Genomic DNA, 25,787 nt, shown 5'->3' on the forward strand with positions numbered 1-25,787 from the left:
TCAGCGTTTGCGCAAAGACGGGTGCCAGGCGGTGACGCGCCGCTCCGCCAGCGCCAATGCGCCGTAGAGCAGCGATCCGGTGAGCGCGGCGACGGCGATGGTCGCCCACACGACATCCAGATTCATCCGGGCGACCTGGGTGGAGATGCGGAAGCCCATCCCCACCACCGGCGTCCCGAAGAACTCGGCGACGATGGCCCCGATCAGGGCCAAGGTTGAGTTGATCTTCAGTCCGTTGAACAAAAAGGGCAAGGCGCAGGGAAGCCGCAGCATCGCCAGCGTGCGCCAGTAACCGGCGCCGTAGGACCGCATCAGGTCCAGTTGGATGCGCTCGGCGCTCTGCAGCCCGGCCAGCGTGTTGATCAGCATGGGGAAGAAGGTCATCACCACGATGACGGCGGCCTTGGACTGCCAGTCGAAGCCGAACCACATCACCATGATCGGCGCGATGCCCACCACCGGCACCGCGCTGGCGAGATTGCCGAGCGGCAGCAGCCCCCGCGCCAGGAAGGGCACCCGGTCGGCCAGGATCGCCACGAGGAATCCGGCGCCGCAGCCGATCAGATAGCCGCGCAAGACGGAGACCAGCACCGTCTGGCGGAAATCGTCCCACAGGTCGGCGGCATGGACGGCGAAGGCGGACAGCACCGCGCTGGGCGGCGGCAGCAGGATGGTCGGCACTTGGAAGCCGCGGGTCAGGATCTCCCACAGCATCACCAGCGCCAGCCCGAACAGGGCGGGCCCGGCCAGCCGCGCCGGACCGCTGACCTCCGCCAGCAGGGCCAGCACCCGCCACAGCAGCAGCGTGGCGCCTGCCAGCCAGACCCACAGTCCGCCGGCCTGGGCGAGCCCGTAGCCCTGGTTCAGCAGCACCAGCGGTGCGGGATAGGCGGCGGCGACACCTACCAGCAAGAGCAGGGCCTCGCCCAGGGTGGAGCCGGGCAGGCGGCGGGCGAGGATCGTTGTAACGGTCAGCGCGAACAGGGCCAGCGCAATGGGAAGCTGCGGCAGGAACAGGGCGGTGCCGCCCTGTCCGGCGAAGGGCAGCAACGGGGCGGCCAGCATCACCAGCGGCCAAGGGGCCATGGTGGGGCGGGCCATGGTGGGGCGGGTTTGCGGAAGGCTCATCGCGCACCTCCGCGGCCGCCCGGCACCAGCGCCCGCTCGGTGAGGCCCACCGCGGCGACCAGCGTGACGCTCAGCAGCGCGGCCATCACCAGCGCGCTCCAGATCTGCACGGTCTGGCCGTAGTAGGAGCCGGAGAGCAGCCGCGCGCCCAACCCCGCCTGCCCGCCGGTCGGCAGCTCGGCGACGATGGCGCCGACGACGCTGGCGGCGACCGCGATCTTCAGGCTGGTGAACAGGTAGGGCAGCGAGGCCGGCAGGCGCAGCAGGCGGAAGGTCTGGGCCGTCCCGGCGCTGTAGGTCCGCATCAGATCCAGCGTCAGCGGATCGGCGGAGCGCAGCCCCTTCACCATGCCGATGGTGATCGGGAAGAAGCACAGATACATGGCGATGATCGCCTTGGGCAGCAGCCCGGTGAAGCCCATGTTGCCGAGGATCACCACGATCATCGGCGCGATGGCGAGGATCGGCACGGTCTGGGAGGCGATGACCCAGGGCAGAAGGCTCGATTCCAGCGTGCGCGCCTGGACGATCCCCGCCGCCAAAGCCACGCCCAGCACCACCCCCATGCCGAAGCCGGCCAGCGCCGCCCCGGCGGTGACGCCGGTGTGGTAGAGCAGGTTGCGGATGCTGGTCACCGGATGGCCGGTCAGGGAGGTGTAGAGGTCCAGCGCCACCTGATCCGGAGTCGGCAGGATCGGCCGCTTCATCGCCAGCGTGGCGCGGATCAGGTCGGCGGTGGTCCAGCTTTGGCCGGCACGGTTCAGCGCATCGGTCGCCATCGGCGCGTTCAGCCAGACGGCGCCCGCGTACCACAGCACCAGAACCGCCAGCGCCATGACCGTCACCGGCAGGGAGCCCTTAGTCGTCATAGCTGTGGCCCTCCATCAGCCCTTCACGGACGCGGTGGGCGATGCGCTGGAACTCCGGGCTTTCGCGGATGTCCAGAGTGCGCTCGCGCGGCAGGTCGCCGTCGCAGTCGATGATGTCGAGGATGCGGCCGGGCCGCGGGCTCATCACAACGATGCGGGTGGAGAGGAACACGGCTTCGGCGATGGAGTGGGTGACGAAGATGCAGGTCTTGCGCGTCTCCAGCCACAGGCGGGTGAGCTGCAGGTTCAGGTGGTCGCGGGTGATCTCGTCCAGCGCGCCGAACGGCTCGTCCATCAAGAGCAGGTCGGGATTGAAGGCCAGCGCGCGGGCGATGGACACGCGCTGCTGCATGCCGCCGGACAGTTGCCAGGGGAACTTGCGCTCGAAGCCCGACAGGCCGACGAGTGCCAACTGTTCGCGGGCGCGCTGATGCCGCTCGGCCTTGGGCAATCCCATGATCTCCAGCGGCAGCATGACGTTGCGCTCCACACTGCGCCAGGGATAGAGCGCCGGGGCCTGGAAGACGTAGCCGTAGGCGCGCTTCAGCCGTGCCTGTTCCGGCGTCATGCCGTTGACGGTTACCTCGCCGGAGGTCGGCTGCTCCAGGTCGGCGACCACCCGCATCAGCGTGGTCTTGCCGCAGCCGCTGGGGCCGATCAGCGAGATGAAGTCGCCCTTGGCGATGGACAGGCTGACGTCGCTCAGCGCGTAGACCGGATGGTCGGCGGCCTGATAGGTCAGGGTCAGGTTGCGGATGTCGACGATGGTGCGCGGCGCCGGTTCGGCGGTCGGCGGAACCAGAGTGAGCGGTGCGGGCTGGGCGGCTGGCACGGCGTTCGTCCCTTCGCGTTGACGTCTCTCGCGGGGAACGGGAGCAAGAAGCGAGCCAGACGGAACGAGGGGACTGATGTAAAGGAACAGCGCTTTGTTTTCGCTGAGGGAAAACCTGTCTGCCGGGACAGGAACTGACGGGATGGACAATGCGCGGGCCGGGTGCTGTTCCGGCAGACGCACAATTTACGGGCCGAGTCTATCCGGCTGGTCAATTTTCAGGCATTGGAGAAGTGCCAGTACTATCGCACTTCAGATTTGATCAGGTGCCCTTCGTTGCGTAGGCCCTTCTCCCGCAAGGGGAGAGGGGCTTTCTTGCCGAACGGTATTCAAGTGCGACAGTACTGGCCCTCACCCCACCTCGACCATCAGCGTGGTCGGGTAGCCGGCGTCCTTCATGCGGGCGATCAACGCGTCGACATGGGTCTGGTTGCGGGTTTCCAGGACCACGTCGACCTCCGCCATCTTCACCGGCACATTGTGGAACAGCCGCTGGTGGTGGACCTCGACGATGTTGGCGCCGGCCTCGCCCAGCAGGCGGGTGACGCGGGCGAGAGCGCCGGGGGCGTCGGTGATGCCGATGCGCAGGCGGACGATGCGGCCCTCATAGACCAGCCCGCGCATCAGCACCTGCGCCATGATGCGGGAGTCGATGTTGCCGCCCGACAGCACGATGCCGACCTTGCGGCCGCGGTAGCGCTCCGGTTCCTCCAGCACGGCGGCGAGCGCCGCGGCGCCGGCCCCTTCGGCGACCTGCTTCTGCACGGTGGCGAGGCGGTAGACCGCTTCCTCCAGCCGCGCCTCGCCCACCTCCACCACGTCGTCGACCAGGGCGCGGATGATCGGCAGGGTCAGGGCGCCGGGCGCCTTCACCGCGATGCCTTCCGCCACCGTGGCGCCGCCGCAGGTGATCGGCTGTCCGGCAAGCGCCTGCCGCACCGCGGGGTAGAGGCTGCACTGGACGCCGACGATTTCCAGGTCAGGCCGCAGCGCCTTGGCCGCCGTCGCCATGCCGGCGATCAGCCCGCCGCCGCCGATGGGGATCACCAGAACGTCGAGATCCGGCACGTCCTCCAGCAGTTCCAGCGCCGCGGTGCCCTGGCCGGCGGCCACCAGCGGGTCGTCGTAGGGATGGACGAAGGTCAGCCCGTCGCGTGCGGCGAGGTCTTGGGCGAAGGCGGCGGCCTCGCTCAGCGTCTCGCCATGCAGCTCGACGGTGGCGCCCAGATTCTCGGTGCGCTCCACCTTGGTGAAGGGGGTGAAGCCGGGCATGACGATGGTGGAACGGATGCCGAGCCGGGTGGCATGGCAGGCCACCGCCTGGGCGTGGTTTCCGGCGGACATGGCGATGACGCCGGCGCGGCGCTCCGCCTCGCCCAGCGACAAAAGCTTGTTCAGCGCGCCGCGCTCCTTGAAGGAGGAGGTGGCGTGCAGGTTCTCCAGCTTCAGGTGCATCCGGCATCCCGCCATGTCCCCCAGGCGGGGCGCCGGCACCGTGGGCGTTCGGGGCAGATGCCCCGCGATGCGCGCCGCAGCGGCGCGCACGTCCTCCAGAGTTATGGTCATCTGTTGCTTGTCCCGGTGTTGCGTGGTGTGAGTGTCAGCACCTCCGCCCCTGCCGAGACCAGCGTGCCACGGTCGCCGGCCAGACGCAACGCGCCGCCATCGCGCCACATCTCCACCAGATCGCCCCAATGGCGGGACCAGATGTTGCCGGACTGGCCGGTGGCGATCACGAACCGGGAATTGTCCAGGTCGGCCAGATCATAGACCGCGCGGAACCCGGACCCGTGGACATGGCGAAACGGGTTGGCGGAATCGCGGATGGTGGTCGATCCGCGGTTCACGGTGAAGTAATCGCCGTCGGTCTCCACCGACAGGTCCGCGGTCCCGCCGATCAGCGGCAGGCGGCTCAGCATCCGGTGGGCCAGCGCCACCTTGTGGTCATCGCCCCAGCGCCAGCTTTTCGGGCTGGAACCGTGGCGCTCGGCCAGCGCCGCCACCGCGGTCTCCAGCGAGCGGCCAATCATGTCGGCGCAGCTTTCCTTCTGCGGGGTGCTGACGTCGTCGCACCACTCCGGCCGCTCGTGGATGACCCGGCGCAGCGCCTCCGGTCGCAGGTCCCAGTAGGAAGCGAAATCGGCACCGAGTTCGTCGGCGAAGACCGCCCGCACCAACTCTCGCAGCCACATGGTGAAGATCAGCGGTTCCGGCCGCTCGCGGTCCATCCGCCCGTCCCAGCCGCGCAGCAGCGCCGCCGCGTCGCTGGCAAGGCCCGGAGGCGTCGGGTATTTCAGCAGTTCCGGCAGGAAGTCGCGGGCGGGCAGCGAGACGATGTCCATCTGCTGGCGCGCCACGTCCTCGACGGAATGGCGCCCGGCGCCCAGCATCTCGACGATCCGCTTGGCGCGCGACGGGTCCGGCCATTCGGTGGCGAGGCGGTAGGGATAATCGCGCCCGACCACCGCGTTGTTGGCGTTGACGAACTGGCCGGACGGCGGGTTCACCGCCTGCGGCAGCGCGTAATAGGGCAGGAAGCCGGTCCAGTCATACTCCCCGGTCCAGCCGGGAACCGGCACGCGCCCGTCGCCCTTGCGGCGGATCGGCACCCGGCCGGGGGTGATGAAGCCGACCTCCCCGGTCACGTCGGCATAGACGACGTTCTGCTGCGGGGCGACATGCAGGCGCAGCGCGTCGCGCGCGGCTTCCGCCGTCGCGGCATGGTTCAGGCGGTACAGAGCCTCGGCGCTGGTGTCGTCGTCGGCAAGGCCGGGGAAGGACAGCGCCAGCACCGGGCCCGGCGCGTTTCCGCCTGCGCCATCAGCCGGCGCGGTGTCGAGGTCGGAGATGACGGGGCCGTGGCGCGTGCTGCGCACGGTCAGCGTCTGCGACGCCTCGCCGGCGACGGCGATGGTCTCTGCCCGTGTCTCGAAAGGTTCGCTGCCGTCGGGCGTCATATAGCGGGCCGGGTCCTGCGGGTCGGTCTTCTCGACGAACAGGTCCTGGGTGTCGCTGTGGGTGGTGGTGAAGCCCCAGGCGACCTTGCCGTTGTGGCCGAGGATGGTCAGCGGCACGCCCGGCACGGTGGCCCCGGCGCTGGTGAAGCCCGGCGTCACGATGCGGGCGAGATACCAGAGGATCGGCGCCTCCAGACCCAGATGCGGGTCGTTGGCGAGGATCGGCTTGCCGGTGGTGGTGCGCGCACCGGTCAGCACCCATTCGTTCGATGCGGTGTCGAAGCCCATCTGCGGCAGGGCCGCCAGGGTGCGGCGCACCATGTCCCGCATGTCCATGCCGCGCAGCTCGCCGGCCAGCGTGGTGGGCGATCCCGGGGCGTCGGGCGGGAACAGGTCGTCGATCTGCTGCGGCGACAGCCGCTCCAGCACGCGGGAGCGGAACAGCTCGTCCCGGTAGTTGGCGGACAACTGCAGCGCCATCAACTTGGCCCAGACGAGGCTGTCGGCGACGGTCCAGGGCTCCGGCGTGTGGCGCAGAAGCTGGAATTCGAGCGGCAGCGCTTCGGAGCGCGTATCGAGATAGGCGTTCACGCCCTCGGCATAGGCGTCGAAGGCGGCGCGGGCATCGGGCGACAGGGTGGCGGCCATCGCCTCGGCCGAGCGGCGGACCCCCAGCGTGCGCATCAGCCGGTCGGTGCGCAGCGCGAAGTCGCCGTATTTGATGCCGATCAGCTCGGCCAGCCGGCCGGCGCCGGCCCGGCGCATCGTCTCCATCTGCCACAGCCGGTCCTGGGCGTGGGCATAGCCCAGCGCGCGGTAGGCGTCGCGTTCGGTCGCGGCGAAGATGTGGACGACGCCCTGGCCGTCGCGGGCGATCTCCGCCGGGGCGCCGCTGCCGGGAATGGCGACGGTGCCGCTGGTCTGCGGCTGCTGCGCCCGCATCCACAGATAGGTGCCGAGCAGAGCCGCCAGCGGCACCAGCACCAGCACCCCGGCGACCGCCGCGACCTTGCCCCAGCGCCCGCGCGGCAGGCGGAAGCGCGGCAGGCGGACGCGCGGGCGGTTCGGCGGAGGCGGGGCATAGGGAGGCTGCGTGCCGTAGGCCGGCTGGCCGCCATGGGGCGGAACGGGGGGCGGAGCGGGCTGCTGCGGATAGGGGGGCGGGGCGGGCGGATAGCCGCCCGGGGGATAGCCGTTGGACGGATGGACCGGCTGCTGCGGCGCCTGGGGATAGGGGGCGCCGGGATAGGGCGCGCCCGGATATTGGACCGGCCCCTGCTGCGTCTGGTGTGGCGGATAGCCGACGGGAGGAGGCGCGGCAGGCGGAGGAGCGGGGCGGGACAGCGCACGCGCCAGGGCGGCGCGGAGGTGGAAAGCGCAGGTCTCGCCGGCGCGGATCAGGGAACGGCGCAGCATCACAGTCCGTGGGAGAGAATGGGGCGGCGACGGGCGGGGGCCGCCGGGGGCTCGTTCGGGTGGCGGATGCTAGTTCCCGGCCGCCTGTGCGTCCAGGGCTGCATGGGTGGAGGCGAACGCTTTTTCGGACCTGAACCCTCAGGCTGCCCCTCAGGCTGCGGAAGTCAGGATTTCCCGCAGCATGGGGGCGGATACCGGCTTGTGGATCAGGCGGTGGCCGCTGCGCTGGACCTCGGCGATGCGGGCGGGGTCGGTGTCGCCGGTCAGCACCACGGCGGGAACGCGCACGCCGCAGACGCCGTAGATGTCACGGATCGCCTCCACGCCGGTCCGGCCTTCGCGCAGGCGGTAGTCGGCGACGATCATCGCCGGCTGCCGGCCCAGATTAAGCAGCGATTCGATCGCCTCGTCGGCCGACACCGCGGCCACCACGTCGTATCCCCATTCCTCCAGCATCGCGCGCATGCTCAGCAGGATGATGGTGTCGTCGTCGACCACCACGATCAGGCCCTTGGCACGGGCCGGCTCCACCGGCAGACGCACCGGCTTCGGGATCGGGCGCGGCACCGCCGCCGGCAGGTCGAGGAAGAAGCCGCTGCCCCGCTGTGGCGTGGAGCGCACGGCCACCTCGTGTTCCAGCAGCCCGGCCAGCCGCCGCACGATCGCCAGCCCGAGGCCGAGGCCCTTGCGCCGGTCGCGCTCCGGGTTGGCGAGTTGGGTGAACTCCTGGAAGATGTCCTGGGTCTTGTCGGCGGGAATGCCGATGCCCTGGTCCAGCACTGCCAGCCGCAGCCCGCCGCCGCGATGCAGGCAGCCGAGCAGGATGCGGCCGCGCTCGGTGTAACGGATCGCGTTCTCGATCAGGTTGCGCAGGATGCGCTCCAGCAGGGCGGGATCGCTGCTGGTCCAGGCGGAGGTCGGGACGTGGCGCAGCACGAGGCCCGATTCGGCGGCGCGGATGCGATACTCCTCCGCCAGACGGTCCAGCAGGGGGCCGAGCGCGAAGTCGGTGACGCCGGGCTTCACCACCCCGGCATCCAGGCGCGAGACGTCCAGCAGGCTGTCCAGCATCACCCGCAGGCCGGTCAGCGATTCGGTCATGCTGGCCAGAAGCGGGGCGGTCGGGTGGTCCTCCAGCTTGTCCGATAACGCGTGGGCGAAGAAGAACAGCGACTGCAGCGGCTGGCGCAGGTCGTGGCTGGCGGCGGCCAGGAACTTCGTCTTGGCGCGGTCGGCGCGCTGGGCGTCGTCGCGGGCGCGCAACGCCTCGATCCTCGCGGCTTCCGCCTCGTCGCGGGCGCGCAGGATCGCCTCCTCCGCAGCCTTGCGGGCGGTGATGTCGCGCATGATCCCGGTGTACATGCGCCGCTTGCCGACATGCCATTCGCCGACCGACAGGTCGAGCGGGAAGGTGGATCCGTCCTTGCGCAACCCTTCCACCTCGCGGCCGATGCCGACGATCCGCCGCTCTCCCGTGCGGTGGTAGCGGTCGAGATAGCCGTCATGGGCGGTGCGGTAGGGCTCCGGCATCAGCATGTTGACGTTGCGGCCGATCACCTCGTCGGCGCGATAGCCGAAGGTCTTCTCCGCGGCATGGTTGAAGGACTGCACGGTGCCGCGGTCGTCGATCAGGATGATGGGATCGACCGCGGTGTCGACGATGGCGCGGTAGCGCGCCTCCTGCTCCGCCGAGCGGTCCGCCTGCTGCCGGCGGTCGAGCAGGGAGGACAGCAAAGCGAGGCACAGAAGAAGCAGCGTCCCGAGCCCGGTCATGATGGCGAGAAGGGTGGAGGACAACGCGATTCCCTGGCCCGTGGCCGTCATCTCCGGTTGGTGTCCTGCCTGATGGGCGGGCGCCAGGACCTGTCCGGCGGCGCTCAACTCCGTAACCGGCTCCATGCCCGCCGCGGCCATGCCGGTATAATGCATCGTCACCACGCCCAGTCCCAGCAGGACGGCGCCGGCGGCGCGCTGCAGCGGGCGCCGGGTGCGGAAGGCCAGCCACAAGGCCGCGGTCGAGGCGACGATGGCGATGACGACGGAGACGGCGACCAGAAGGAGGTCGTAGGACAGTTCCATGTCCATGCGCATGCCCGCCATTCCCACATAGTGCATGCTGACGATGCCGAGACCGGTGAGTGTTCCGGCAACGCCGAGGGTGAAGCGGCGCGGCCGGTTGCGGGCCACCGCGAACAGCCCGGCACCAGATACGGCGACCGCCAGCAGGAAGGAAAGAGCCGTCAGACCGGCGTCGTAGCCGATCGGCACGTCGCTGCGGTAGGCCAGCATGCCGATGAAGTGCATCGACCAGATCCCGGCGCCCAGCGCCAGCGCAGCACCGGCCAGCCGACGCACGTCGCCGCGGCCGCCACCTTGGAGACTGCCCTCGCTGACGCGGGCGTGATTCGCCAAATCCAGGGCAACGTAACCGCCGAAGACGGCGATGACGTAGGATAAGGCGACGAGCAGTGGGTCGTATTGGCCGGGCACGGGGTTCGTGGTGAGTTGTACGGACTGATCGGGTTTGTAGCGATATCGTTTGCATATGTGCGGAGACAATTGGGGGGACAGTGCCAGTCCCTTCCCACGAACGAAAGGCTCGCCTTGGTGGTAGACTGCGACCTACGCCGTCCGGCGGGATATGACGGATGATCAGGCACTCCTCCTCCGGGCAGCCACATGGCCCCGATTCTCCCGAACGGTCGGCTCCTTCGCGCTCCCGTTCCGGCTCGTCGGCGGGCCGCCTGCTTCGTCCGGTGGGGACGCTGGCGGCACTGGTGTACTTCCTTCTGGATGCGCTGGCCTATTGGGTGGTGCGGCCCATCCTGCGCCGGATCGCGCAACTTCCGGTCTTCGCGCGCATCGGCCGTTGGATCGGCGCCTGGATCGCCGGGCTGGGACCCTACCCGTCGCTGATGCTCGTCCTGGTGCCGCTGGCCCTGCTGGAACCGGCGAAGCCGGCCGGGGCGTGGCTGTTCGCCACCGGGCGGCCGCTGGCCGGCGCCGCCGTGATTGCCGGTGCGGAGCTGGTGAAGATCACCCTGGTGGAGCGGCTGTTCCACATCGCCAAGCCGAAGTTGCTGACCATCGGCTGGTTCGCCCGCGGCTACGGGTGGGTGACCGCATGGCTTGCCTGGCTGAAGGAAACCGCCCCGGTCCGGGCCGCCCGCCGCCTGCTGCGCGGGCTGCGGCGAGTCGCGCGCCGGATTTTCCTGATGGTGCGGCGGGCGGCGGGGCGGTGACGGATCAGCAGCCCAGCGGATCGGCTCAGCGGATCAGCCCAGCAGCGCCAGCACCAGCGCCCCGCCGATCAGCAGACCGCAGGCGCGGCGGTAGAGCGCCAGCGCGCGGCCGATGTCGGACGGTGTCGCGGCGGTGCGGCCGGCGCCGAGCCAGACATCGTCGATGCGGGTGGCGCCATAGACGCGCGGACCGCCCAGCCGCAAATCGAGCGCGCCGGCCATCGCCGCCTCCGGCCAGCCCGCGTTGGGGGAGCGGTGGCGGCGGGCATCCTGCCGCACGGACCGCCACGCCTGCCGCGGGTCGGCCCCCTCCATCATCCGGGCCGCCCCGACCAGCAGCAGGGCGGTCAGGCGGGAGCCCGGCAGATTGACCAGATCGTCCAGCCGGGCCGCCGCCCATCCGAAGGCCTCGTGCCGCGGCGTGCGGTGGCCGATCATGCTGTCGGCGGTGTTGATCGCCTTGTAGAGCGCCAGTCCCGGCAGCCCTCCCACCAGCAGCCAGAAGGCCGGCGCCACCACCCCGTCGGAGAAGTTCTCCGCAAGGCTTTCGATGGCGGCGCGGGCGATGGCCGGCTCGTCCAGCGTGGCGGGGTTGCGGCCGACGATCATCGACACCGCCTTGCGCGCGCCCTCCAGCCCGCCGGTGCGGAAGCCGTCGCCGACCGCCGCCACATGGTCGTGCAGGCTGCGCTGGGCCAGCAGGGTGGAGGCGAGCGCCGCCTCGATCAGCCAGCCGAAGGGCAGCAACCGGCAGGCCCAGGCCACCGCCACCGCCACACCCCCCACCGTCAGCAGCAGCACCGCCAGCGCCAGCACGCCGAATGCCTTGCGCCGGCCAAAACCGTCGTCCTCGCGGTTGAGTGCGCCGTCGAGCTGCGCGATAAGCGCACCGATCCACACCACCGGGTGGCGGATGCGGGTATAGAGTGGGTCCGGATAGCCGGCCACCGCCTCGATCACGAGCGCGGCGGCGAGCAGGAAGGGATGAAGCGGCACGGGCGGGACGTTCCAGCGGATGGGGCGGCCGGCTGGCCGCGCGAGGGTGGGTGTGAAGGAGGCGCGATCATGGCCGAAGACAGCACGGTGACCAAGCCGCGCGTGACGGGTGGGGGCGGGGCGGGCGGAGGCGGCAAGCTGCTGCATGGCGGCGACCTGGACGGCGCCCGCGCCGCCTTCCCGTCGGCGCCCGAACCCTGGGTCGACCTGTCCACCGGCATCAACCCCTGGCCCTACCCGCTGCCGCCGGTGCCGCCGCAGGCCTGGACCCGGCTGCCCGGCCGGGCGGAGGAGGAGGCGTTGCGCGCCGCCGCCGCCGCCTGCTACGGCGCGCCGTCGGCGGAACTGGTGGCTGCCGCGTCCGGTTCGCAGGCGCTGATCCAGCTTCTGCCCCGCCTGCTGCCGCCCGGATTGGTGGCGGTCGTGGAGCCGACCTATGCCGAGCATGCCCGCTGCTGGACGCTGGCCGGCCATGAGGTGCGCGGCGTCGATGGCGTGGATGGGGTGGGCACTTCCGCCGCCGACGTACTGGTCGTGGTCAACCCCAACAACCCGGATGGCCGGCTCCTGCCGCCGGAGCGGCTGCTGGAACTGGTACAGGCGCAGGCGGCGCGCGGCGGCTGGCTGGTGGTGGACGAGGCCTTCGCCGACATGGAACCGGAGCAGAGCGTCGCCCGTTTCGCCGGCCGGCCGGGGCTGGTGGTCCTGCGCTCCTTCGGAAAGTTCTTCGGGCTTGCGGGCTTGCGGCTGGGGATCGCGCTGGCGCCGGCCGGGCTGGCGGCGGCGTTGCGCGACGCCGTCGGCCCCTGGGCGGTGTCCGGCCCCGGCCTGTCCATCGCCACGGCGGCGCTCGGCGACGGCGACTGGATCGCAGGGACGCGCGGCATGCTGGACGATGCGATGGCGCGGCTGCGCCGCCTGCTGTCCGCTGCCGGCCTGAATGTGGTCGGCGGCACCGCGCTGTTCTGCCTCGTCGAGGATCGGCGGGCACCCGATCTCTATCGCGCGCTGGGGGAGGCCGGGATCCTGGTGCGCCGGTTCGAACGGCGGCCGGACTGGCTGCGCTTCGGCCTGCCCGGTCCGGAGGAGGCTTGGCAGCGACTTAGCGTCGCACTCGACCGGCACGGGACCTAAGGCTCTAAGCCAAAATAAGTGCGTTTATCTCTGCTCGGGGAGCGATGTTGTAGTTCCACTCGGGATGGAAGGCGTTTCGGGTGATGGCGAGAGCGTCCATCTCGGCGTCTGCTACCTTGATACCCTTGGCGTAGTCTGCGGTGTCGAGTTCGCAGGCAACCGTCAGGCCCGTTTTGGTGGTGGTGGCGGCGATCAGTTCGACGATGGCGAGCCGGCTGGTCAGTGGGCGAGCGCGCCAATTCTGCGAGATGTGACAGAAGAGGCGATGCTCGATCTTGTTCCACTTCGAGGTGCCCGGCGGGTAATGGCAGACGCTGATGGTCAGGCCGGTTTCGTCAGCCAGCTTCTGCAATTCCACCTTCCACAGCCGGACCCGGCTGCCGTTGGAGCCGCCACCGTCTGCGGTGATCATCAGGGTGCGGGCCTGCAGGTAGCGGGCCTGTCCCATCGTCTGCCACCAGCGACGGATGGACTGGACAGCAAACTGGGCGGTGTCGTGGGTCACCCCGACACTCACCCACCCGGCGTTCTCGGCGACGTCGTAGACGCCGTACGGAATGGCCTTGCCGCGCTCCTTGTCTTCGAAGTCGTGCACGTTCACTCGGCGCGGCTTCCCCTCGGGGCACCAGTCGGTTCCAGCATTCTTGTAGGGGCCGATCAACTCCTTCTTCTTGGTGTCCACCGAGATGACCGGAGCGCCGGCGGCCTGGAAAGTCAGCACCTGGGCATTGATGTGCTCGAACTGTGCGTCGCGGTCGGGATGGCCGCGCCCCTCGTTGGCCTTGCGGTTGCCCTGACGGGAAAAGCCGAGCCGACGCAGCAGGCGGCGCACCGAGTTGGCCGACACCCGATGACCTCTGTCCCGCAAGGCCGCCGCCAGCTTCTCCAGGCTCTTGGACACCCATAGCAACGGCCGCTCCGGACAGCCCAGCGTCATCGGCCCGACCAACTCCAGCAGGGCGCGCTCCAGCAGCGGATCCCTGTCAGTCAACCGCTTGCGCCCACCGCCCGGCTGCCGTAACCGTGGCCCAGACGGCGCTACGCCAGCGGCGATCTCCTTCAAACCGCGCCCAATGGTGCTCGGTGCGATCCCGGTGGCCCGTGCCACCGCGGCGATCCCGCCACGGCCGAGCGCCTGCGCTTGGGTGGCGGCGAACAGACGGCGGCCCCGCTCGTCCAGGCTCGGACGCAAAAGGGCATATTGGCGGCGCAGCACGGCTTCATCAATCATGCCGACGAGTCTACCGACCCCGACGCCCCCTGAGAATCCCCGACCGCACAGCAAGCCCGGTCGATTCATCTATTTTGGCTCAGCTCCTAAGAACAAGGCGGAGACAAGGTTGGGGCGGTGCAACCAAGCAAAAAGTCAGCACCTTGAACAATCGCCGAAAATTTTATACACTCAACTGTTTTTAGAAGTCTGGCCGGAGCACTTCGACCCCTTAGGGTCGCGCCGACGTTGTAGGGAAATAAAATTCTATGGGACACTGTGTGCCATGCTGGTTTCGGATAGCATGGCAATGATCTCCGACCGTGGCGTGCAGGACATGCGGGACTCCGCATGGTCGGCCTACGACCGTTTGCCGGTCGGGGTTTGCATCGTCACGGCCTCGGGGATGATCCGCTACGCCAACCCTACGCTGCATGGGCTGCTCGGCTGCGAGCCGGGCGGGCTGCCGGGGCGGAGCCTGTGCGAGTTCGACTTGGACCGCGGTCTGCCGCAGGCATGGCCGGCGCGGCGGGCCGATGGCGCCGTCCGCTGGGTGACGGTGGCGGAAACACCATTGCCCGCCGACCCGTCCCCTGATCCCGACGCCGACGGTCAGGGTGCGGACGCGCTGCGGATGCTGACGGTGACGGATGTCGACGCCCTGTGCCGTCAGGAGAAGGTGGCCGGCGATGGCGCCCCCTCCCGCCCCGGCCCCGCCGGAATGCCGATGGTCGATGCCCTGCTGGAAGCGGCGCCGGTGCCGCTGTTCGTCAAGGATGCCGACGGCCAGTACATCGCGGTCAACGATGCCTTCACGCGCCTCACCGGCATCAGCAGGGCGGACATGCTGCGACGGACCACCTTCGCGCTGACCGGCCCCGACATGGCGAGGGAGCATGTCGGCCAGGACCGCGCCGTGATGGAGCGGGAGGGCAGCATCCAGTACGAGGCGCCGGTCCGCACGGCGGAGGGCGCGATGCGCATGGTCAACCTGACCAAGGCCGCCTTCCGCGACCAGTCCGGCCATGCGATGGGTATTGTCGGCGCCATTCACGAACTGACGGAAACCCGCCCGAACGAGGAGCGGCTGGAAGCGATCCTGGAGCAGAGCCCGATCGGCGTCTCCGTTTCCCGCCGCGACGACGGGCGGATCATCTTCGTCAACACCCGCTTCGCCGAACTGATCGGCCTGCCGCGGGAGAAGCTGATCGGCAGCCGCGCCCGCGACTATTACCTGGACAGCCACCAGCGCCTGCGCGTCCTGGAACGTCTGCGCGGCGGCGGCGGGGTCACCAACATGGAGGTCCAGTTCAAGCGGGCCGACGGGTCGCCCTTCTGGACGCTGTTCACCGTCAACCAGGCGGTGATCCAGGGCGTGCCGGTCAATCTGGCCTGGATCTACGACTACACCGAACGCCGCAGCATGGAAGAGGCGTTGCGCGACATGGCCTCGCGCGATCCGCTGACCGGCATCTACAACCGCCGCTCCTTCATGGAGCTGGCCCGCTCCCAGCTGGCCCGCGCCCACCGCTTCCACGAGCCGCTGTCGGTCTTCGTGCTGGACGTCGACCATTTCAAGCGGATCAACGACACCTTCGGCCATGCCACCGGCGACGACGCGCTGCGCATGGTCGCCGCCGGCTGTCAGGCGATCCTGCGGGAATACGACCTGCTGGGCCGGCTGGGCGGGGAGGAGTTCGTGGTGGTCCTGCCCGGCGCCACCGCCGACGAAAGCCGCGTGGTGGCCGAGCGGGTGCGCCGTCACCTCGCCCGCATGCCGATCGAGGCGCCGGACGGCACCTTCCGCCTGACCGCCAGCATCGGCATCGCCGGGCTGGAGGGAGCCACCGACACGCTGGAGCGGGCGATCCACCGCGCCGACCTCGCGCTTTACCGCGCCAAGCACCTCGGCCGCAACCGGGTGGCGGTGTTCGAGCCCGGAATGTAGGCTCAGGGTTGGTGCTCCGCGGCTGTTCTGCTAACGTGGCCGTGACGGGCTCCGCCATGCCCGGGTGTGTGGATGGGGCCGGATGCAACGGCGGATCGGGGCATGGACTACACGGTGCATGACAGCGGCGGACTGCGTGAACTGGAGCTTCGCGGCCAGATGACGTTCGAGGCCGATTCCGGGTTCCGCGAGATCATCGCCGGCTGGGAGACGGGCGTCGTGGCGGACTGCGTCCTGAACCTCGCCGCCGTCGATTACATCGACTCCGCCGGGCTCGGGCTGCTCGTGCTGGCGAACAATGCGGCAAGGCGGACGGGCGTCACCTTCCGGTTGAAGCATCCTCGTGGACAGGTGCGCGAGCTGATCGAGAGCTCGGAGTTCCACACCATCATCCCCTGCGAGTTCTAGAGTCCATCAGATGCTTATTGGAGCATCTGATGGACTCTGGCCTTTTGATCTTCCGTGCGATTCACGCTTCAGACGATTCCGTCCGAACCGATCGCATTCCAACCGCTACTCCCCGCCCTGGCTCCGGTCCAGATTGACGATCCCCACCACCCGGTTGCCGGTGCCGACGAAGGTCAGCTGGTCGAACCCGACCATGCGGGCCAGTGCGATGCCGCGGCCGTGGGTGGCGTGCGATTGGGTGGCATCGACCGACAGATAGCGGTTGAAATCGAAACCCGGTCCCATGTCGGTGACGGTGAAGATGACGCGGCTGTCGCTGCGTTCCACATGCAGGGTGGCGTATTTGTCGCGGTGCTCGGACGAGGTCAGCCGGGCTTCGATCTCGCGGGACAGCATGCCGCTGGCCTTCAGCCGGCCCTTCGCCTCGAACCCGATGCCGAGATTGCCGTGCTCCACCGCGTTGACCAGGATTTCCGACAGGCCGAAGGTCAGGCTGTGCCCGGTGGAGGCGACCGACGACAGGGCGATGGCGAGGTTCTGCGCCTCCTGCGGGGTGCGGAAGCGGAAACGCGCATCGCGCAGCAGCGCGATGGCGTCGGAGCGGGAGCGCAGGTCGCCCTGCAGGCTCTTCAGCCGGCCGGTCGTCTCCTCCGCCGCGCGGACGACGGACCGCAGCAGCGCCCCGTCATAGGGCTTGATCAGGTAATAGAACACCCCGGCGCGGATCGCCGCCGCGATCTCCGCACTGCTGTCGGAAATGGTCTGCACGATGACGGGGATGCCGGCCAACTCCGGCACGCCCTTCATCCGTTCGTACAGCTCGAGCCCGTCGCCGTCGGAAAGGCGGCGGTCGAGCAGCACCACATGGATCGCCGCCCCGTTGGCCGACAGGATCTCCCAGGCTTGCGCCACGGTCTCCGCCTCCAGCGTCCGGTAGCCGATGCGGGACAGATACCCGGCGACGATGGCGCGGGTCATTTCCTCGTCATCGACGACCAGAGCGGTGACGGCATCGGCCATGGTCGGCTTGGCTCCAGCGGTTCTCGACAGGGAGAGGATGAAATCCGCTGCATTTTACTGAAACTGCGCCTATCGCACAATCACCGGCGGCATTGCGCCGCAGCATGATTCGCGATCCGGGTAAGGCGCTTTTCAGCCGACGGGTGCCTCCAGCGCCGCCGCCGCCCGGCGGGCGGCCTCCAGCTCCTCCGCGACGCGGGCACCGGCGGCGGGGGTGAGCGCATCCTGGTCGCGGCGGCGGGCGGCGGTGACCAGATGATGGGCGGTGGCGGCCAGCCGATCGAAGCCGACATTGGCGGCGGAGCCCTTCAGGATATGCGCCTCCCGCTCGATGTCGGTGCAGTCGCCGCGGTCGATGGCGCCGCGCAACAGGTCGAGATGCATGGGGCTGTCGCTGAAGAAGGTGTCCAGCAGCAGGGCGAAGCCGTCCTTGCCCAGGGCGTCGCGCAGTTCCTCGATCTTCTCCGCGTTGACGGTGGCCGGTTCCGGTTCGGCCGGCGGAGAGGATGGCGGGCCGGCGGTCTCGCCGCCGGGGCCGCCATCCTCCCCCCCGGCCGGCTTCACGAAGCGGGTGATGGTGTCCAGCAGCTTGCGGGCATTGATCGGCTTCGACAGATAATCGTCCATGCCGGCCTCCAGGCAGATGGCGGCGTCGCCCTGCATGGCGTTGGCGGTCAGCGCCACGATGGGAATGCGCGTGGCCGGGCCGGACAGCCGGCGGATGCGCCGCGTCGCCTCCAGCCCGTCCATCACCGGCATCTGGACGTCCATCAGCACCAGATCGTAGCGGCGGGCCTCCACCGCCTCCACCGCCTCCTCGCCGTTGGACACCGCCTCCGCGCTGTGGCCGGCACGGCGCAGCAGCGCCAGCGTCAGCTGCTGGTTGACGGGATTGTCCTCCGCCACCAGCACCCGGACCCGCGGCTTGCCGTCGGGCTGAGCCGCCGGACCGGCCGGGGTCCGGGTGGGGAGGGGGACGACATTGCCGGTCCGCGCGGGTGCCGGCCAGTCAGGCGCCGGCTCCGCGGCTTTCGCCTCCGGTCCTGATCGGCTTGGCCCCGATTGCGGCTCCAGCAGGCGGGCGAGGCACTGGCAGAGCGTGCTGAAGCGGATCGGCTTCGGCAGATGGGTGTCGACCGGTGCCCGCTCCGGTTCCTGCCCTTCCAGCCTTTGGGAGGAGGCCAGCGCCAGACGGATCCCGGCCAGCGCCGGGATGGAGCGGATGCGTTGCGCCACCTCCGGCCCGGTTAGGCCCGGCATGCGGTGGTCGAGGATCGCGGCGTCGAACGGACGGCCCGCAAGAGCGGCGGCGACCAAACGGTCCAGCGCCTGCTCGCCGTTCTCCGCGGTCTCGGTCACGATGCCGAAGCCGTCCAGCTGCCGGGTCAGCAGGTCGCGGTTGACCGCGATGTCGTCGACCAGCAGCAGGCGGCGCCCGGCCCAGTTGCCGGCGGGAGTCGGGGGATGGGCGCTGCCGGCGCCGCGCTTCAGCGGGATCGACACCCAGAAGGTGCTGCCGGCGCCCGGCTGGCTCTCCACCCCGATGCGGCCGCCCATCAGTTCCACCAGCCGCTTGCAGATCGCCAGCCCCAGGCCGGTGCCGCCATGACGCCGCGCGGGGGACGAATCGACCTGGGTGAACATGGCGAACAGGCGGGGGCGTTCCTCCTCGGGGATGCCGATGCCGGTGTCGCGCACTTCGAAGCGGACGCGGACGCCGTCCCCCGGCGGCTGGCCGGGATCTGCCGGCTCCTCGCCCAGCAGGATGGTGACGCTGCCGCTGTCGGTGAACTTCACCGCGTTGCCGGCGAGGTTCAGCAGGATCTGCCGCAGCCGCCCGGCATCGCCCAGCAGGGTGCCGCGCAGGCCGGGCGGCACGAAGCTGGCCAGGTCCAGGCCCTTGGCCGCCGCGCGCGGCGCCAGGATTTCCGCCACGCTTTCGACCATCGGCACCAGTTCGAATTCGCCGACCTCCAGATCCAGGCGGCCGGCATCGATCTTCGAGAAATCCAGGATGTCGTTGATGATGACCAGCAGCGATTCGGCGGAATCGCGGATGGTCTCGGCGTAGGTGCGCTGCTCCGCCTCCATCGGCGTGTCGAGCAGCAGCCCGGCCATGCCGATCACCCCGTTCATCGGGGTGCGGATCTCGTGACTCATCGTCGCGAGGAATTCCATCTTGATGCGCTGCCCGTCCTCCGCCCGCTCCTTGGCGTCGCGCAGCGTGTGCTCCAGCCGCTTCTCTTCCGTCAGGTCGCGCAGGATGGCGGCGTAGAGCGGCCCGGCCGCGGTCTTCACCAGCGCCATGGAATAGGCCAGCGGGAAGCTCTCTTCGCCCTCCGCCTTCTCCGCTTGCGCCACCGGCCTCATCGCCATGGTCTCTCCGCGGATGGAGGTGTCCATCGGGCGGCCGCCTCGCGCGATCTCCGACAGGGTGCGGGCGGTGGCCTCGCGCTTGTCGGCCGGCAGCAGGCCCGTCACCGGCCGACCGACCAGCCCGCCCGGCGCGCAGCGGAAGATGGCGTGGGCGGCCGGATTGGCGGCTTCGATCACCCCGTCGGGCCGGGCGGTGACGATGCCCTCCGCCGCGGTGTCGACGATGGCGGACAGGCGGGCGTTCGCCTCCTCCAACTCCTCGCCCTGGCGGCGCTGGGCGGCCAGCGACCGCGCCAGCAGCAGGCCGAACAGCCCGAGCAGCAGGATCATGCCGCCCGAAAGCAGGGTCGCCATCCACAGATTGTCGCGCCAGCTCACAAGCACGGCGTCCTGCCGCACGCTGACCGTCAGCACCAGCGGCCAGACCGGTGTCGTCCGGTAAGCGACGATGCGCGTGTCGGGACCGGCGCCGATATCCGTGCCGGAATGGCGGAACACGCCGTACTCGGCCTGCGGCAGGCGCTCGCGGAACAGCGGCGTCGCGGCGAAGGAGCGGCCGATCTCCTCCCCCGCCTGCGGCTGGACGGTCAGCAGAGTGCCGTCATAGCGATAGAGCGCGATGCGGTCGCCCACCCCGGCCGCGTCGCCGCCCTGGACCGCGCGGTACAGCCCCTGGAAATAGTCGGGATTGACGGTGGCGACGACCACCGCCTGCAGCATGCCGTCGGCATCGCGGAGCGCACGGCTCATCGGCAGCAGCCAGCGCCCGGACCGCTCGCCCCCCGCCGCGCGGTCCAGCAGGCCGCGTCCCGGCCGCGGATCGCCGATCACCAGCCCGCTGCCCTGGCCGGCGGCCTGCAGGCGGAAGGCGTCCAACTCCGTCAGGTAGGCGTCGGCGGGATGCGCGCCCTCGGTCGTGGCCAGGATGCGGCCGGTGCGGTCCAGCAGGGTCAGGCCCCGCAGGTGCGGCGACCGCCGCAGCCGGTCGGTCAGAAGCGCCGCCAGATCGGCACCGGGCAGGCCATCCTCGCCCGTCCAGCTGGCGTCGGACAGGGAATCGACGATCGCCGACAATGTGACGTCAACCGACTGCACCGTGCGGGTGGTCGACACCTCCAGCGCCGCGGCGAGGCTGGCGAGATTGATCTCCGCGGTGTCGAGCGCCGCCTTGCGCGCGGCGCTCAGCTGCTGTCCCTGGTTGACCAGCAGGGCGAAGACGGCCAGAAGGGCAAAGGCGATGATGCCGCCGCGCTTCTGGAAAAGACCCATCAGATCCGCTTTTGCTGGGGGCGAGGACAGGGCTTGCGTTCCGGACGGTCAGGTGTGGTCGAACGGTTGGGTCGGGCAGGCGCGGTCATCCGCACACGGCCCGGTGCCTGGCCGACGTTGGTACTCGTGACAATAGCAGGTACGCGGACCATACGCCAAGCATCCACTGCCGCTTGCAACCGGTCGATGCTAAGATGCCGCTCCCGCCGCATGGCATTGCGCGGCGATGATGAAGAACAGGGTCGAGTGGTTAACGAAAGGTGTGACATGGCGACGCGGATCCTTTGGGCTGTCTGCTGCACAATTCTGGTCCTTCTGGCTGTCGGCAACACCGCTCCGGCAATGGCGCAGGATGGGAGACTTCAGAAAATTGCAGCGCAGAAGCAACTTCGTGTCTGCTCTTGGCCTGATTACTACGCGATCTCGTTCCGGAATCCGCGGACCGGCGCGCTGGAGGGGCTGGACGCCGAACTGGCGCAGGCCTTTGCCGACGATCTCGGCGTGCAGCTGGCGGTGGTGGAGAGCAGCTTTCCCCGCTTCATCGACGATCTGCTGGCCGACCGCTGCGACATCGGCATGTTCGCCATCGGCGCCACCCCGGCGCGGGCACAGCGCGTGGCCTTCAGCCAGCCCTATCTGCGCAGCGGCATCTATGCGGTGACCACCCAGACCAACGACACCATCCGCCGCTGGGAGGATTTGGACCGCGGCGGCAATGTCGTGGCGGTTCAGAAGGACACCTATATGGACGGCTACGCCCGCAGCGCGATGAAGGCCGCCCGCATCGTCGCCGTCACCCGCCCGCAGGAGCGCGAGGAGGAGGTGCAGGCCGGCCGCGCCGACGCCTTTCTGACCGATTATCCCTATGGTCAGCGCATGCTGGCCTTCCACCCCTGGGCACGGCTGGTCGTGCCGGACATGCCGGTGCAGCCGACGCCCTATGCCTATGCGGTGGCGCCCGGCGACGCGGCTTGGCTGGAGCGGGTCAACGCCTTCGTCGCCGCCATCAAGGCCGACGGCCGGCTGGAGAGCATCGCCGCCCGTTACAAGCTGACCCCCATCGTGGCGCGGGACTGAACCGCGCCATCAGAATGCGTCCGCGGGAACGATCCGGTTTAGGATATGTGGCGTGGTCCAGCATCACCCTGGGGAACCGTCGATGATCCTGATCGGACAGTATGACTCGCCCTTCGTCCGCCGCGTCGCCGTCGCTCTGCGGCTCTACGGCATGGCCTACGAGCACCGGCCCTGGTCGGTCTTCTCCGACGGGGCGGAGCTCGCGCGCTTCAACCCGTTGAAGCGCGTGCCGACGCTGGTGCTGGACGACGGGGAGGTGCTGATCGAGAGCGGCGCCATCCTCGACCATCTCGACGAGGTCGCGGGGCCGGACCGGGCGCTGATCGCCCGCCAGGGTGCGGAGCGGCGCCGGGCGCTTAAGCTCTGCGCGCTGTCGACCGGGCTGGCGGACAAGGCGGTCAGCCTCGTCTATGAACGGGTCCTGCACAAGGAGCGGTCGGATTTGTGGGTGGAGCGCTGCACCGGCCAGATCGGCGCCGTCCTCGACGTTCTGGAGGCCGACCGTGCCGCTGTGGCGGGACCCTGGTGGTTCGGCGAGCGGATCGGCCATACCGACATCGCCGCCGGCTGTGCCCTGCGCTTCGTCGGCGAAGCGCATCCCGCTGTCTTCGACCGCGCCCGCTGGCCGGCGCTTGCCGCGCATTCCGACGCCTGCGAGGCAATGGCGGAGTTCCAGGCGGTGGTGCAGCCCTTTTCGATCAGCGCCTGAGCCGGTGCCCCGCCCCTCCCATGCGTCAGCATGGGAGGGGAGGGGGCTTGCTTCCCACCGCCGCGCCTTACCGGTGCCCGCTGATCTCCGCGTGCAGCGGCTTGGTGTCCTCGAATTTCTGCTGCTGTTCGGGGGTGGCGTCCTTCTGGTGCTTCTGCTTCCATTCGGAATAGGGCATGCCGTAGACGGCGATGCGGGCGTCCTCGTCGGACAGCGCGACGCCGCGCTCCTTGGCCGCCGCCGCATACCATTTGGACAGGCAGTTGCGGCAGAAGCCGGCGAGATTCATCAGGTCGATGTTCTGCACATCGGTGCGCCTGTGCAGGTGCTCGACCAGGCCACGGAAGGCCGCGGCTTCCAGTTCGATGCGGGTCTGGTGGTCCAGATCGGCCATGGGGTCTCTACTCCTCCGGTTTTCTTGTTCTGTTAAGAGTGGGGTGGCCGGTGCAGCGTGACCATCCGGCCATGGGGATGAAAATCGCGCGAGCCGCCGCCGCCGGCGATGGTGCGGACCACCGCCTCGCGGTCGATGGCGACGAAGCCGGCCAGCACGTCGACGCCGTAGTCGAACAGGCGCGGGGTCAGCGGCGTGCCGGGGCCGATCATCGCCACCCGTGCCCCGGCCGACACCCGCAGCAGGCGGGGCAGGGTGCGGTTGGCGAAGGCCGACGCGGTGACGGCCACCGCCTCCGCGCCCGGCAGAAGCCAGTCGCAGGCGGCCTCCGGATGCTCGCCCTCCTGCGGGGTCATGTCGATCACCTGGGCGCGCGGCATCCGGCGGGCGACCTGCGGGAAACCGCCGACCACCACGACGCGCCCCTCCACCGAAGCGAACAGGTCCAGCCCGTTGCCGGGGACGCCGGCCAGGTCGGGACGGTTGTAATGGGCGTTCAGCGCCGCGACGCCCACCGAAATCTCCAGGGGATCCCAGGACTGTGCGGCCATGGCGGCCAGATCGCGCAAGGACCGGCCGGCCCAGCGCCCTGGGGGGTCCTCTGCCGCCGGTGCCTGCCGGGCGGCGACGCCGAGCCCTTCGCCGGTTTCCACCAGGACCCACTTGTCGCCGGTGACGACGCGGCGGACCTCGGCGTCGGCGACGCCTTGCACCAGATCCGGGTACATCCGCTGCGGCCCCCACCAGCGCCACAGCGCGTCGGCGGTCGGCGACAGCAGGTCGCAGAAGCCGCCGGTGGCGGTCTGCCATTCGTTGAGATAGCGGCTGCCGACGCTGGTCAGCAGCGGGATGCCCTCCGCAATCGCCGTCAGCATCTCGTCCGACAGGCCGTCGCCATGCGATTCCAGCCCGGCGAACTTGTTGACCACCAGCAGGTCGACATTCGAGGCGACCGCATCGCGGATGGCCTGGCTGGCCTCCGCCACGCCGGTCGGATCGACGCGGCAGGACTGCGACTCCCGGCCCAGCCGCTGGGTGATGTCATAGGCGCGGCCGGTCGCGACGTCGACCAGCTCCATCCGCTCCGCGCAGTCGTCGCCCGGCCCGTGGTTGCGCTGCACCAGCCCGCCGACGCGGAAGCCGCGCCGCTTCAACTCCGCCGTGAAGCCGTCCAGCAGCGCGTCGACGCCGTACGAACCGGGGCCGTGGATCACGGCGCCGGGACGCAGGGGCGGCGGGGAGGCGGGGGGAAGCGGCATCGGGGTGGAACCTTTCGCGGATCGGCAGGAAGGGGAAGAACGGATGCCTCAGCCGCCCCGGCGGATGCGGTAGACGAAGACGGTCTTGTGGACCTCGTCCGGCTGGGTCTCGTGCGACAGCAGCGCGTTGTCGGTCGTGTTGCAGAAATGCTTGAAATCGATGACCGAGGCCGGGTCGGTCGCATGGACCACCAGTTCCTCCCCCGGTTCCATGCGGTCCAGCAGAGCCCGGGTGCGCAGGATGGGCAACGGGCAATGCAGCCCCTTCACGTCAAGCTCTCTCGCCGGCACCGGGCCCGCTCCACGATCGTTGAGGACGAAATCCTTACTCCGCCTGTGACTGTAGCCGGTTCGCGCCCGCTTCTCCAGACCCCGAGATTTTCCTCAAGCCGCGCTGTTGTACGGCCCAACGACGGGATTTCGACGAAAGGATTGCGGTCATGGCGAAGCGTCTTGACGACAAGGTGGTGGTCATCACGGGCGCGTCCAGCGGCATCGGGCGGGCAACCGCGCTGGAGTTCGCGCGCCAGGGCGCCGCGGTGATCCTGGCAGCCCGCCGGATGGCGGCCTTGCATGAGGTGGCGGAGGAGTGCGTGGAGGCCGGCGGCCGGGCGATGGTGGTTCCGACCGACGTCACCGACCAGCGCGCCATGCAGCATCTGGCCGACCGCGCCGTCGAGGCTTTCGGCGGCATCGACATCTGGGTGAACAATGCCGGCGTCATCGCCTTCGGCCGGTTCGAGGACATCCCCGACGAGGTGTTCGAGCAGGTGGTGCGCACCGATTTCTTCGGCACCGTCCATGGCTGCCGTGCCGTGCTGCCCCATTTCCTCGACCGCGGGGAAGGCATCATCATCAACACCGCGTCGATGGTGTCCAACATCGGCCAGCGTTATGCCACGCCCTACACCGCGGCGAAGTTCGCGGTGCGCGGCTTCTCCGAATCGCTGCGGCAGGAGCTGGTGGACGAACCCGCCATCCATGTCTGCATGGTCATGCCGGCCTCCATCGACACGCCGCTGTGGCAGCATGCCGCCAACTACACCGGCCGGGCGGTGAAGCCGCTGAACCCCATCCACCCGCCGGAGGAGGTCGCCGCCGCCATCCTGTCGCTGGCCCGCAACCCCCAGCGCGAGCAGTTCGTCGGCACCGAGGCCCGCATCGCCGCGGTCGGCAACGCCATGGCCCCGCAGCTGACCGAGCGGGCGCTCGCCCACACCATCGAGCGGGACATGTTCCAGAACCGCTCCGCTCCCGCCACGTCGGGCGGCGTGATGGCCGCGATGCCGGAATATCAGGGGGCCAGCGGCGGCTGGATCGAACCGAAGCCGCCGCGCCGCCCCTTCTCCTGGACCAACCTGACCCTGTTCCTGCTGCCGGTGGTGCTTGCCAGCCGTCCGCTGGGCAACGGGCGGACGCGGCACGTCTGGTGATGCCGCATCCGGTAGTCCGGCAGGGTGCTTGATCCCGCGGTCGGGAGCCGTTATACGCTCGCCCCTTTTCCGGTGCGGCGGGTGGCCGCAGCGGTCATCCGGGCAGGAGG

20 protein-coding genes are annotated in these 25,787 nt (G+C 69.7%); 7 read left to right on the plus strand and 13 right to left on the minus strand.

Annotated elements, in window-relative coordinates; genetic code table 11:
• From ACWPKK_RS25815 to ACWPKK_RS25840, 6 genes are all read right to left on the minus strand, one after another.
• Nucleotides 1–1,128 (minus strand): ABC transporter permease, encoded by a 1,128-nt coding sequence (locus tag ACWPKK_RS25815; protein ID WP_452010130.1) that lies wholly within the window; start codon nucleotides 1,126–1,128, stop codon nucleotides 1–3.
• Entirely contained in the window at nucleotides 1,125–1,997 is an 873-nt protein-coding gene (locus tag ACWPKK_RS25820; RefSeq protein ID WP_452010133.1) for an ABC transporter permease, read from the minus strand. The genes ACWPKK_RS25815 and ACWPKK_RS25820 overlap by 4 nt, the downstream gene beginning before the upstream one ends.
• The gene (locus ACWPKK_RS25825; protein ID WP_452010767.1) at nucleotides 1,987–2,799 is read right to left on the minus strand and encodes an ABC transporter ATP-binding protein; all 813 of its coding nucleotides are present in this window, start codon (nucleotides 2,797–2,799) and stop codon (nucleotides 1,987–1,989) included. Before ACWPKK_RS25825 ends, ACWPKK_RS25820 begins: the two co-directional genes overlap by 11 nt.
• 381 nt (nucleotides 2,800–3,180) lie before the next feature.
• On the minus strand, nucleotides 3,181–4,395 hold the full coding sequence (locus ACWPKK_RS25830) for a threonine ammonia-lyase (protein WP_452010136.1): 1,215 nt from the start codon (nucleotides 4,393–4,395) through the stop codon (nucleotides 3,181–3,183).
• The gene (locus tag ACWPKK_RS25835) at nucleotides 4,392–7,202 is read right to left on the minus strand and encodes a penicillin acylase family protein (RefSeq protein ID WP_452010138.1); all 2,811 of its coding nucleotides are present in this window, start codon (nucleotides 7,200–7,202) and stop codon (nucleotides 4,392–4,394) included. Before ACWPKK_RS25835 ends, ACWPKK_RS25830 begins: the two co-directional genes overlap by 4 nt.
• 150 nt (nucleotides 7,203–7,352) lie before the next feature.
• Nucleotides 7,353–9,692, minus strand: coding sequence for a hybrid sensor histidine kinase/response regulator (locus ACWPKK_RS25840; protein WP_452010140.1), 2,340 nt, complete (start codon nucleotides 9,690–9,692; stop codon nucleotides 7,353–7,355).
• A 158-nt stretch (nucleotides 9,693–9,850) separates the two neighbouring features.
• Between ACWPKK_RS25840 and ACWPKK_RS25845 the strand changes: the two genes are divergently transcribed.
• Nucleotides 9,851–10,444 (plus strand): hypothetical protein, encoded by a 594-nt coding sequence (locus tag ACWPKK_RS25845; RefSeq protein ID WP_452010143.1) that lies wholly within the window; start codon nucleotides 9,851–9,853, stop codon nucleotides 10,442–10,444.
• A gap of 33 nt (nucleotides 10,445–10,477) precedes the next feature.
• Here the strand turns inward: ACWPKK_RS25845 and cbiB are convergent, their stop codons facing one another.
• The gene (gene cbiB / locus ACWPKK_RS25850) at nucleotides 10,478–11,440 is read right to left on the minus strand and encodes an adenosylcobinamide-phosphate synthase CbiB (RefSeq protein ID WP_452010146.1); all 963 of its coding nucleotides are present in this window, start codon (nucleotides 11,438–11,440) and stop codon (nucleotides 10,478–10,480) included.
• Nucleotides 11,441–11,509: 69 nt separating this feature from the next.
• Between cbiB and cobD the strand changes: the two genes are divergently transcribed.
• Nucleotides 11,510–12,574: a threonine-phosphate decarboxylase CobD gene (gene cobD / locus ACWPKK_RS25855; protein ID WP_452010148.1), complete on the plus strand. Its 1,065-nt coding sequence runs from the start codon at nucleotides 11,510–11,512 to the stop codon at nucleotides 12,572–12,574.
• Between the two features lie 4 nt (nucleotides 12,575–12,578).
• Here the strand turns inward: cobD and ACWPKK_RS25860 are convergent, their stop codons facing one another.
• On the minus strand, nucleotides 12,579–13,805 hold the full coding sequence (locus ACWPKK_RS25860; protein WP_452006970.1) for an ISAzo13 family transposase: 1,227 nt from the start codon (nucleotides 13,803–13,805) through the stop codon (nucleotides 12,579–12,581).
• Nucleotides 13,806–14,070: 265 nt separating this feature from the next.
• Between ACWPKK_RS25860 and ACWPKK_RS25865 the strand changes: the two genes are divergently transcribed.
• A complete protein-coding gene (locus ACWPKK_RS25865; RefSeq protein WP_452010151.1) occupies nucleotides 14,071–15,732 on the plus strand; it encodes a diguanylate cyclase in 1,662 nt (553 codons plus the stop codon).
• Between the two features lie 102 nt (nucleotides 15,733–15,834).
• Nucleotides 15,835–16,140: an STAS domain-containing protein gene (locus ACWPKK_RS25870; RefSeq protein ID WP_324869014.1), complete on the plus strand. Its 306-nt coding sequence runs from the start codon at nucleotides 15,835–15,837 to the stop codon at nucleotides 16,138–16,140.
• A 105-nt stretch (nucleotides 16,141–16,245) separates the two neighbouring features.
• Here ACWPKK_RS25870 and ACWPKK_RS25875 read toward each other — a convergent pair whose 3' ends face one another.
• Nucleotides 16,246–17,160, minus strand: coding sequence for a response regulator (locus ACWPKK_RS25875; RefSeq protein WP_452010155.1), 915 nt, complete (start codon nucleotides 17,158–17,160; stop codon nucleotides 16,246–16,248).
• Between the two features lie 132 nt (nucleotides 17,161–17,292).
• On the minus strand, nucleotides 17,293–20,805 hold the full coding sequence (locus tag ACWPKK_RS25880) for a response regulator (RefSeq protein ID WP_452010158.1): 3,513 nt from the start codon (nucleotides 20,803–20,805) through the stop codon (nucleotides 17,293–17,295).
• 267 nt (nucleotides 20,806–21,072) lie between these two features.
• Between ACWPKK_RS25880 and ACWPKK_RS25885 the strand changes: the two genes are divergently transcribed.
• Together ACWPKK_RS25885 and ACWPKK_RS25890 are read left to right on the plus strand one after the other, a co-directional pair.
• Nucleotides 21,073–21,882: a substrate-binding periplasmic protein gene (locus ACWPKK_RS25885; protein WP_452010160.1), complete on the plus strand. Its 810-nt coding sequence runs from the start codon at nucleotides 21,073–21,075 to the stop codon at nucleotides 21,880–21,882.
• A gap of 82 nt (nucleotides 21,883–21,964) precedes the next feature.
• The gene (locus tag ACWPKK_RS25890) at nucleotides 21,965–22,591 is read left to right on the plus strand and encodes a glutathione S-transferase family protein (RefSeq protein ID WP_452010163.1); all 627 of its coding nucleotides are present in this window, start codon (nucleotides 21,965–21,967) and stop codon (nucleotides 22,589–22,591) included.
• A 67-nt stretch (nucleotides 22,592–22,658) separates the two neighbouring features.
• Here the strand turns inward: ACWPKK_RS25890 and ACWPKK_RS25895 are convergent, their stop codons facing one another.
• Genes ACWPKK_RS25895 through ACWPKK_RS25905 form a run of 3 tightly spaced genes read right to left on the minus strand, consistent with a single transcriptional unit; the run spans nucleotide 22,659 to nucleotide 24,535 of the window.
• Nucleotides 22,659–22,985: a DUF1244 domain-containing protein gene (locus tag ACWPKK_RS25895; RefSeq protein WP_452010166.1), complete on the minus strand. Its 327-nt coding sequence runs from the start codon at nucleotides 22,983–22,985 to the stop codon at nucleotides 22,659–22,661.
• Nucleotides 22,986–23,017: 32 nt separating this feature from the next.
• A complete protein-coding gene (locus tag ACWPKK_RS25900; protein ID WP_452010168.1) occupies nucleotides 23,018–24,244 on the minus strand; it encodes a DUF2478 domain-containing protein in 1,227 nt (408 codons plus the stop codon).
• 48 nt (nucleotides 24,245–24,292) lie between these two features.
• Nucleotides 24,293–24,535 (minus strand): sulfurtransferase TusA family protein, encoded by a 243-nt coding sequence (locus ACWPKK_RS25905; RefSeq protein ID WP_452010171.1) that lies wholly within the window; start codon nucleotides 24,533–24,535, stop codon nucleotides 24,293–24,295.
• Nucleotides 24,536–24,684: 149 nt separating this feature from the next.
• On the opposite strand from ACWPKK_RS25905, the gene ACWPKK_RS25910 reads away from it, so the two are divergent.
• Nucleotides 24,685–25,677, plus strand: coding sequence for an SDR family oxidoreductase (locus ACWPKK_RS25910; protein ID WP_452010174.1), 993 nt, complete (start codon nucleotides 24,685–24,687; stop codon nucleotides 25,675–25,677).
• Nucleotides 25,678–25,787 lie beyond the last annotated feature (110 nt).

Source organism: Azospirillum largimobile (assembly GCF_977007025.2).